At 75.8% G+C, this 10,773-nt stretch carries 1 pseudogene; it reads right to left on the reverse strand.

Annotation, left to right across the window (positions count from 1 at the left end):
• Nucleotides 1–80: 80 nt before the first annotated feature.
• Nucleotides 81–10,772: pseudogene (locus ACH4DX_RS07595) on the reverse strand (type I polyketide synthase); the annotation flags it as partial.
• Nucleotide 10,773: the final 1 nt, after the last annotated feature.

Raw genomic sequence — 10,773 nt, forward strand, 5'->3', positions numbered from 1 at the left:
CCCTCCTCGTACAGACCGAGGTCGCAGGACTGCCGGAAGAGCCCGGCGAAGGTGTCCTCGACCGCGAGGGCCGCGGGCGCGGCGGTGGTGCCCCCGGTCTCCACGGCGAGTTCGCGCCGCAGGTACGCGGCGAGCGCCGGCCCCGTCGACTGGTCGAAGACGACGGTGGCGGGCAGGCGGAGCCCGGTCGCGCCGGCGAGCCGGTTGCGCAGTTCGAGGGCGGTCAGGGAGTCGAGGCCGAGCTGGGTCAGGGCGCCGGAGACGTCGAGCTCCTCCGCCGCGTATCCGAGGACGACCGCCGCCTGGTCCCGTACGAGCAGCAGCAGTTCCTGTTCCTGCTCGGCCTCCGTCAGCCCGGCGAGGCGCCGCGTCACCCGCTCCTCGTCCGCCCCGGCCGTGGCGGACGGCGCGGTGGCGCGCGGCCGCACCAGGCCGCGCAGCAGCGCGGGCACCTCGTCGGGCCTGCCGCGCAGGGAGCCGACGTCGAGGCGCATCGGCACCACGACCGCGTCGTCAGCGGCGCAGCCGATGTCGAAGAGTTCGAGGCCCTCCTCCTCGGTGAGGCCGTGGACCCCGGAGCGGGACATCCGCGCCACGTCGGTGCCCGCGAGGCCTTCGGTCATCGTGCCCGCCGTCTCCCACAGGCCCCAGGCGAGGGAGGTCGCGGGCAGTCCCGCCGCCCTGCGGTGCTGGGCGAGGGCGTCGAGGAACGCGTTGGCCGCGGCGTAGTTGCCCTGTCCGGGGCCGCCGAGGATGCCCGACACCGAGGAGAACAGCACGAACGCCGACAGGTCCAGGTCCCGGGTCAGTTCGTGCAGGTGCCACGCCGCGTCGGCCTTCGGCCGGAACACGGTGTCGATCCGTTCCGGGGTGAGCGAGCCGATGGTGCCGTCGTCCAGTACGCCCGCCGAGTGCACCACGCCCGTCAGCGGGTGGTCAGCGGGCACGGCGGCGAGGAGCTCCGCGAGGGCGCCGGGGTCGGTGACGTCGCAGGCGGCGAGGGTGACCTCGGCCCCGAGGCCGGTGAGTGCCGTACGGAGGTCGGCGGCGCCGGGCGCGGCGGCGCCCCTGCGTCCCGCGAGGAGGAGGTGCCGTACGCCGTGCTCGGTCACGAGGTGGCGGGCGACCAGGGCGCCGAGGGTACCGGTGGCGCCGGTCACCAGGACGGTGCCGCCGGGCGCGAACCCGGCGGGGACGTCCACCCCGGACCGGCCCTCGGCCCCGGACCCGTCCTCGGTCCCGGACCCCCGCTGCGCCGCGGTCGGCCGGAACCGTGCGAGGCGCGGCACCAGTGCGTCACCGGCGCGCACCGCCACTTGCGGCTCGGCAGTGGCGAGGACGCCGGGCAGCGCCGCCAGGGACGCGTCGTGCGCGTCCACGTCGACCAGCGTGAACCGGCCGGGGTTCTCGGACTGCGCCGACCGTACGAGACCCCACACCGCCGCGTCGGCGATGCCGGGCACGTCCTCGCCGGGCCCCGTCGCCACGGCCCCGCGGGTCACGAGGACGAGGCGCGAGTCCAGGAACCGTTCGTCGGCGAGCCACTCCTGGGCGAGGCGCAGCGCGCGCCGGGCCGCGGCGCGGGCGGCGGCGACCGGGTCGGGGCCGGTGGCGGCACACGGGACGAGGACGAGGTCCGCTCCGCCGGCCTCGGCGAGCGCCGCGAGGTCGTCGTGCTCCTCGACGGCGACGCCGGACGCGGCGATGCCCGCGCCGATCTTGAGGTCGTCGGAGCCGACGACCGCGCAACCGCGGACGGGGGCGGGAGCGTGGGCGGCCGCACGGGCCGGTGCGGCCACCCACTCCAGCCGGAACATCGCTTCGCGGTGGCGCGCACCCCACTGTTCCGCGGCGATCGGCCGCAGGACGAGGGATGCGACCGTCGCCAGGGGGTGCCCCTGGGCGTCGGTCAGTTCGAGGGACACGGCTTCGGGTCCCGCCGGAGTGATCCGGACCCGTGCCGCGGTGGCGCCGGCCGCGTGCCACCGGACGCCGTTGAAGGAGAACGGCAGCCGGGGGCGACCGGTGTCCTCGACGAGACCGCCGAGCATGCAGGCGTGCAGCGCCGCGTCGAGCAGCGCAGGGTGCAGCCCGAACGACGCGGCGTCCGGGTGCTGCTCCTCGTCGAGTTCGATCTCGGCGTACACGGCGTCCTCGCCGCGCCACGCCGCCCGCAGGCCCTGGAAGGCGGGTCCGTATCCGAACCCGGCCTCCGCGAGGCTGTCGTAGAGGCCGTCGGTGTCGGCGGGTTCGGCGCCGGCCGGCGGCCAGTCGGTGGGCGCGTCGGGGCGTGCGGGGGCGCCGGTGGTGAGGAAGCCGGCGGCGTGCCGGGTCCAGTCGGCGCCCGCGCCCTGCTCGTCCGGGCAGGAGTCGATGCTCAGGGCCCGGCGTCCCGAGCCGTCGTCGCCGCCGACGGTCACCCGCAGCCGCACGCCGCCGCGTGCGGGCAGCGGCAGCGGTGCGGCGAGGGTCAGCTCCTCCACCTCGTCCAGGCCGAGCCTGCCGCCCGCGGCGAGCGCGAGTTCCGCGAAGGCCGTGCCGGGCAGGAGAATCACCTGTCCGACGGCGTGCTCGGCGAGCCACGGGTGGGTGTCCGTGCCGAGCCTGCCGGTGCACACGAGGCCCTGGCCATCGGCGAGGTCCACCGCGGCGCCGAGCAGCGGATGGCCGGCGCCCGCGAGGCCGAGGCCACCGGCCGCCTCCTCGATGCTCAGGTCACGGGGGGCGTCCAGCCAGTACCGCTTGCGCTGGAACGCGTACGTGGGCAGCTCGACCGGGCGGCCGCCGGGGAGCAGGCGCGTGAGGTCCACTCGGACGCCCCGTGTGCTGAGGCGCGCCAGCGCGGTGGTCAGCGCCGTCCGCTCCGGGCGCTCGTTCCGCAGCAGGGGTACGAAGGCCGCGTCGGGCGCGGTCTCCTGGCCGAGCGCGGAAAGGGTCCCGCCGGGGCCGACCTCCACGAACGTGGCCGTGCCCTCGGCCACCAGCGTACGTACGGCATCGGCGAACCGCACCGGCTCCCGCACCTGCCGCACCCAGTACTCGGGGGACGCCAGTTCCTCGGCACCCGCCCGCGCGCCGGTCAGCGTCGACACGACCGGGATCGAGGGGGCCCCGTACGAGACCTCCTTCAGGACCCGGCGGAACGCGCCGAGCATCGGCTCCATCAACGGCGAGTGGAACGCGTGGCTGACCTTCAGGCGGGACACCTTGCGGCCCGCAGCCCGCCACCGCTCCGCCACCGCCTCCACATCGGCGTCGACACCCGAGACCACCACCGAGGACGGGCCGTTCACCGCGGCGATGCCCACGGTCTCCGGCAGGTCGGATGCGACCTCGGCCTCGGTCGCCCGGACGGCGACCATCACGCCACCGGAGGGCAGCGCCTGCATCAGCGCGCCGCGCGCCGACACCACCTTCACCGCGTCCGACAGCGACCACACACCCGCCACATGCGCGGCGGCCAGCTCACCGATGGAGTGCCCCGCGAGCGCGTCGGGGCGCACCCCCCACGACTCCAGGAGGCGGAACAGCGCCACCTCCACCGCGAACAGCGCGGGCTGTGTCACCACCGTCTCGTTCAGGGCGTCGGCGTCCTCGCCGGACAACACCTCGCGCACCCGCGGCTCGCACTCCGCGAGGACGGCGTCCAGTGCCTCGGCGAACACCGGGAACCGGGCGGCCAGTTCACGGCCCATGCCGAGCCGCTGCGCGCCCTGCCCCGAGAACAGGAAGCCCACACCGCCCGCCACCACGGACCCCGTGACGAGGCCGGGGAGCGGCTGGTCCGCGGCCAGCGCGGTCAGGCCGTCGAGGAGTGCCGCGCGGTCCTCCCCCACGATGACGGCCCGGTGGCCGAAGGCCGAGCGGGTCGTCAGGAGGGAGTGGCCGACGTCCACCGGTGTGATGTCCGGGTGGGCCACGACGTGCTCACGCAGCCGGGCGGCCTGCTCCCGCAGGGCCTCCGCGCTCCTGGCCGAGAGCAGCCAAGGCACCGGGCCCACCGGAGTCGCAGCTTCCGGGCGGGTCGGGGCGACAGGGGCTTCCGGGTTCTCCGGGGCTTCCGAGATCTCCGGGACTTCCGCGCCTTCCGAAGCTCCCGGGATCTCCGGGACTTCCGCGGCCTCCGGGGCTCCTGGGATCTCCGGAGCTTCCAGGACCTCCAGGGCTTCCGGTGCCTGCTCGATGACGGCGTGCGCGTTCGTCCCGCTCACGCCGAACGACGACACGCCCGCCCGCCGCGGGCGTCCCGCCGCCGTCCACGGCCGGGTCTCCGTCAGGACGTCGACGGCGCCCGCGGACCAGTCGACGTGCGGGGAGCGCTCGGCGACGTGCAGGGTCTTCGGCAGCACGCCGTGCCGCATCGCCATCACCATCTTGATCACGCCGCCGACACCGGCCGCGGCCTGCGTGTGGCCGACGTTGGACTTCAGCGACCCGAGCCACAGCGGCTCGCCGGTGCGCTGCTGCCCGTAGGTGGCGAGGAGTGCCTGTGCCTCGATGGGGTCGCCGAGGGTGGTGCCGGTGCCGTGGGCCTCGACGGCGTCCACGTCGGACGGGGTCAGGCCCCCGTTCGCCAGGGCCTGGCGGATCACCCGTTGCTGCGAGGGGCCGTTCGGCGCGGTGAGCCCGTTGGACGCGCCGTCCTGGTTGACCGCCGTACCCCGTACGACCGCGAGGACCCGGTGACCGTTGCGGCGCGCTTCCGAGAGCCGTTCGAGGACGAGCATGCCGACGCCCTCGCCCCAGCCGGTGCCGTCCGCGTCGGCGGAGAACGCCTTGCAGCGGCCGTCCGGTGCCAGGCCCCGCTGGCGGCTGAACTCCACGAAGGCCCCCGGGCTCGACATCACCGTCACGCCGCCCGCGAGCGCCAGCGAGCACTCGCCGGAGCGCAGCGCCTGAGCCGCGAGGTGCAGGGCCACGAGCGACGAGGAGCACGCCGTGTCCACGGTCACCGCGGGGCCTTCGAGTCCGAGCGTGTACGACACCCGGCCGGAGGCGACGCTGGCCGCGCTGCCGAAGCCGAGCTGTCCCTCGAAGCCCTCCGGAGCACGCCGGAGCCGGGAGGCGTAGTCGTTGTACATCACGCCCGCGAACACCCCGGTCGCGCTGCCGCGGACCGACTCCGGGTCGATCCCGGCCCGCTCCAGGGCCTCCCACGACGTCTCCAGGAGCAGCCGCTGCTGTGGGTCGACGGCCAGCGCCTCGCGCGGCGACATGCCGAAGAACGCCGGGTCGAACTCGGCGGCGTCGTGGAGGAATCCGCCCCGGCGGACGCTGCTGGTGCCGGTGTGCGCGGGGTCGGGGTCGTAGAGCGCGTCCACGTTCCAGCCCCGGTCGTCGGGGAAGTCGGACACCGCGTCACGGCCCTCGGCGACCAGGCGCCACAGGTCCTCTGGCGAACGGACGCCGCCGGGGTAGCGGCAGCTCATGCCGACGATCGCGATCGGCTCGTCGTCGGCGGCGACCGTGCGGACGGCGTTCCCCGGCGTCGCGTCGGCGCCGAGCAGGGTGGTCCGCAGATGTTCCGCGAGGACCAGGGGTGTCGGGTAGTCGAAGACGAGCGTCGCGGGCAGGCGCAGCCCCGTGGCGGTGTCGAGCCCGTTGCGCAGCTCGACGGCCGTGAGCGAGTCGAAGCCGAGTTCGTCGAAGGCGCGCTCCGGCTCCACCGCGGCCGGGGACGCGTGGCCGAGCACGGCGGCGACACACGTGCGGACCAGGTCGAGGAGCGCCGGGAGCCGCTCGTCCGCCGGCAGCGCGGCGATCCGTGCGGCAAGGCCGCCGTCGGCCCGCGCGGCCTTCGCGGCTTCGGGGCGTCCCGTGCGTACCAGTGCGCGCAGCAGCGGCGGTACGGCTCCGGGGCGGGCCCGCAGCGAGGCCAGGTCGAGGCGCGTGGGCACGGCCACGGCCGAGGGGAGCGCGAGGGCGGCGTCGAAGAGGCGCAGTCCCTCCTCCGCGGACAGGCCTGCGGCTCCGGTCCCCGCCATCCTGGCGCCCATGCCGTCGTTCCCTGCCCACAGGCCCCACGCCAGCGAGGTCGCGGGCAGGCCCTGCGCCCGCCGGTGCTCGGCCAGCGCGTCCAGGAAGGTGTTGGCGGCGGCGTAGTTGGCCTGACCGGGGTTGCCGAAGGTGCCCGCGGCCGAGGAGAACAGGACGAACGCCGTCAGGTCCTGGTCCTGGGTCAGCTCGTGCAGGTGCCAGGCCGCGTCGGCCTTGGGCCGGAACACCGTGTCGACGCGCTCCGGGGTCAGCGACTCGAGCACGCCGTCGTCCAGGACGCCCGCCACGTGCACGACCGCCGTCACGGGGTGCTCGGCGAGCAGCGCCGCCACCGCGTCCCGGTCCGCCACGTCGCAGGCGACGGCGTCGACCTCGGCGCCGAGGCCCACAAGGTCGTCGCGCAGGGCGCCCACCCGGTTGCTCCGGCTCGCGAGGACCAGGCGGCGCACTCGGTGCCGGGCGACCAGGTGCCGTGCCACGAGGCCGCCGAGCGTGCCGCTCGCGCCGGTCACCAGGACCGGGCCCGCGCCGAGGTCCGCACCCTCCGACGACTCGTCGGGGCGTGCCCGTACCAGTCGGGGTGCGAGCAGTTCGCCGGAGCGCAGCGCCAGTTGGGGCTCGCCCGTCGCGGCGGCGGCGGGAAGCTCGTGGACGGTGGCCGCGAGCAGGTCGACGTCGGCGAGCAGGAACCGGTCGGGGTGTTCGGCCTGCGCCGCGCGCACCAGGCCCCACACCGGCGCGTTGGCCAGGTCGGGGACGTCCTCGCCGTCCTCTGCGGTGGTGGCCGCGACCGCGCCGCTGGTGACGAACATCAGCCGGGCGGTGGCGAGGCGGCTGTCGGCGAGCCAGCCGCGCAGCAGCGCGAGGGCCCAGTGCGCCGCCCGGGCGGGGGTGTCGGCCGCGGGCACGGGGGCGATCACGAGGTCCGGTACCCGGTCGGCGCCGAGCGTCGCGAGGTCCGGGTACGTGGTGACCGGCTCGAAGCTCTCCGCCTGGCCGAACCCGTCCCCGAGGACCGCCCAGCGCACCGGACCCGGGGTGGCGGGCGGCACGGGTGTCCAGTCCACCCGGAACAGGGAGTCGAGCCGGTCACCGCCCAGCGCGTCCGCCGTGAGGGGCCGTAGCGACAGTTCGTCGACGGAGGCGACGGGCGCGCCCGTGCCGTCGGCCAGGGTGATCGCGACGCCCGAGGCGCCGGCCGGGGACAGCCGTCCCCGCAGGCCCGTCGCGCCGCTGCTGTGCAGCCGTACCCCGCGCCAGGAGTACGGCAGGTGCAGCCGCTCGTCGGCGACGAAGCCGCCGAGGCCGACGGCGTGCAGCGCGGAGTCGAGCAGCGCGGGGTGCAGTCCGAAGGCGCCCGCACCGTCCTCGTCGGGCAACTCGACCTCGACGAACACCTCGTCGCCCCGCCGCCAGGCCGTGCGCAGGCCGCGGAACGCGGGCCCGTAGCCGAGGCCGGACGCGGCGAGGTCGTCGTAGCGGCCCTCGATGTCGATCCGCTCGGCGTCCGCGGGCGGCCAGACGCCGTCGTCGACGGCGGCGGGGGCCGCCGTGCCCGCCGTGAGGGTGCCGAAGGCGTGCCGGGTCCACGGCCGGTCGTCGGACGGGTCGTCGGGTGCTTCGTCGGCCGTGTCGTCGGCTCGTGCGTACACGTTCAGGGCGCGCCGCCCCGACGCGTCCGGCGCCCCGACGGACACCTGGAGCCGCACCGCGCCGTCCTCGGGCAGCACCAGGGGCGCCGCGAGGGTCAGCTCCTCGACGTGGTCGAGCCCGACCTGGTCGCCCGCCCGGACGGCCAGTTCCACCAGCGCGGCACCGGGTACGAGGACCACGCCGCCGACAGTGTGGTCGGCGAGCCACGAGTGGGTGGTGAGGGAGAGCCTGCCGGTGAGCAGGGCGCCCTCCTCGTCGGCGAGGGTGACGGCGGCGCCGAGCAGCGGGTGGTCGGCGGACCGCAGGCCCGCGGCGGCCACGTCCCCGGTGTGTGCGCCGACGTCCAGCCAGTACCTGGTGCGCTGGAAGGGGTAGGTGGGCAGGTCGGTGCGGCGGGCGCCGCGGCCCGCGAACACCGCCTGCCAGTCGAGGGCGACGCCCCGCACGTGCAGGGCCGCGACCGCCGAGGTGAGCGTGGCGCCCTCGGGCCGGTTCGCGCGCACCCCCGCGACGAGGAGCGCGCCCCCGCCCGCGCCGTCACGGCCCGCCGCGGTGAGCACCGCGTCGGGGCCGAGCTCCAGGAAGTGCGTGACGCCCTGCTCGCCGAGGCTGCGTACGCCGTCGAGGAACCGCACCGTGGCACGGACGTGGCGCACCCAGTGCTCCGGGTCGCGTGCCTGCTCCGGGGTCAGCAGGGCGCCGGTCAGCGTGGAGACGACCGGGATCGCCGGGGTCCCGTACGCGATGGTCCTCGCGACGGCCCGGAAGTCGTCGAGCACGGCGTCGACGTGCGGCGAGTGGAAGGCGTGGCTGACCCGCAGATAGCGGGTCCTGCCGCCGCGCTCCCGCCAGGCGCCGTCGATCGCGGCCACGGCGTCGGCGTCGCCCGCGACCACCGTGGACTCGGGGCCGTTGACGGCCGCGACGTCCACGGTGCCGCCGTGCTCGGCGAGCAGCCCGCGGACGGTGTCCTCGTCGGCGCGCAGCGACAGCATGGCGCCGCCCTCGGGCAGGGCGCCCATGAGCCTGCCGCGGGCGGCGACGAGCGTGCACGCGTCGGTGAGGGAGAACACGCCCGCCACGTGTGCGGCGGCCAGTTCGCCGATGGAGTGGCCCGCGAGGAACTGCGGGGTGAGGCCCCACGCCGTGACGAGGCGGAACAGCGCCACCTCGATCGCGAACAGCGCGGGCTGGGTGTAGGTGGTCAGGTCGAGCAGGGCGGCGGCCTCGCTGCCGGGCTCGGCGAAGAGCACGTCCCGCAGCGGCCGGTCCAGGTGCGGGTCGAGGGCGGCGCAGACCTCGTCGAGGGCCTCGGCGAACACGGGGAACTGCGCGTACAGCTCGCGGCCCGCGCCGACCCGCTGGCTGCCCTGTCCGCTGAACAGGAACGCGAGTTTGCCGCGTGAGCCGACGGTGCCGCGCACCAGGTTCGGTGCCTCGCCGCCGTCGGCGAGGGCCCGGAGACCGGAGAGGAGTTCCGCGCGGTCCGTGCCGACGACGGCGGCCCGGTGTTCGAGCGCGGTCCTGGTGACGGCAAGGGAGTAGCCGATGTCCGCCGGTGTGTCGTCCCGTCCTTCCAGGTGGGAGAGGAGGGTGGCGGCGCGCTCGCGCAGCGCCGCGGGGTCGTTGCCGGAGAGCACCCAGGGCACGGCGTCGGCCGTCACGGGGTCGACGGGGGCCAGGGGCCCGCCCGGCTCGTCCTCGGGGTCCTCGGCGGGGGCCTGTTCGAGGATGACGTGGGCGTTGGTTCCGCTGATGCCGAACGACGACACCGCCGTCCTGCGCGGCTGCCCGGTCTCGGGCCACGGCCTGCCCTCGGTGAGGAGTTCCACGGCGCCCGCCGCCCAGTCGACGTGCCGGGAGCGCTCGCCGACGTGCAGGGTCGGCGGGAGCGTGCCGTGCCGCATCGCCATGACCGACTTGATGATGCCCGCGACGCCCGCGGCGGCCTGGGTGTGACCGATGTTGGACTTGATCGAGCCGAGCCACAGCGGCCGGTCGGCGGGGCGGTCCTTGCCGTAGGTGGCGAGGAGCGCCTGGGCCTCGATGGGGTCGCCGAGGGTGGTGCCGGTGCCGTGCGCCTCGACCGCGTCGACCTGGGCGGCGGTGAGACCGGCGCTGTCGAGGGCCTGGCGGATGACGCGCTGCTGGGAGGGCCCGTTGGGCGCGGTCAGGCCGTTGGACGCGCCGTCCTGGTTCACCGCCGAACCGCGCACGATCCCGAGGACGGTGTGGCCGTTGCGCCGGGCGTCGGAGAGCCGCTCCAGGAGCAGCATGCCCGCGCCCTCGCCCCAGCCGGTGCCGTCGGCGTCGTCGGAGAACGACTTGCAGCGGCCGTCCGCGGCGAGGCCGCGCTGCTTGCTGAAGCCGATGAACGTCTCCGGGGTCGCCATCACGGTGACACCGCCCGCGAGGGCGAGCGTGCACTCGCCCGACCGCAGCGCCTGGGCCGCCAGGTGCAGCGTGACCAGGGAGGACGAGCAGGCGGTGTCCACCGTGACGGCGGGCCCCTCCAGAGCGAAGGTGTACGACACCCGGCCGGAGGCGACGCTGCCGAAGTTGCCGGTGCCGAGGAAGCCCGCCACGCCCTCGGGCACCGACCGCAGCCGCGACGCGTAGTCGTGGTACATCACGCCGGCGAACACACCGGTCCTGCTGCCGCGCAGCGACGAGGCGTCGATCCCGGCCCGCTCGAACGCCTCCCAGGAGGTTTCCAGGAGCAACCGCTGCTGCGGGTCCATCGCCAGGGCCTCGCGCGGCGATATCCCGAACACACCGGGGTCGAACTCCGCCGCGTCGTGCAGGAACCCGCCCTCGGTGCGGAACGCGCGGCCCGGGTCGTCGGGGTCGGACAGCTCGACGTCGCCCCAGCCCCGGTCGGCGGGGAACGCCGTCACCCCGTCGCGGCCGCCCGCGACCAGCTCCCAGAGGTCCTCGGGAGAGCGTACGCCGCCGGGGTAGCGGCAGCTCATGCCGATGATCGCGACGGGCTCCTGCTCGCCGTCCTCGACCTCGCGCAGGCGCCTGCGGGTGTCGCGCAGGTCGGCGGTGACCCGCTTCAGGAAGTAGCGGAGCTTGTCCTCGTTGTCCATGCTGTCTTTACTCCAGGGAACGTCAAGCAGG

Source organism: Streptomyces sp. NPDC017940, from assembly GCF_044328435.1.
GTDB lineage: Bacteria > Actinomycetota > Actinomycetes > Streptomycetales > Streptomycetaceae > Streptomyces.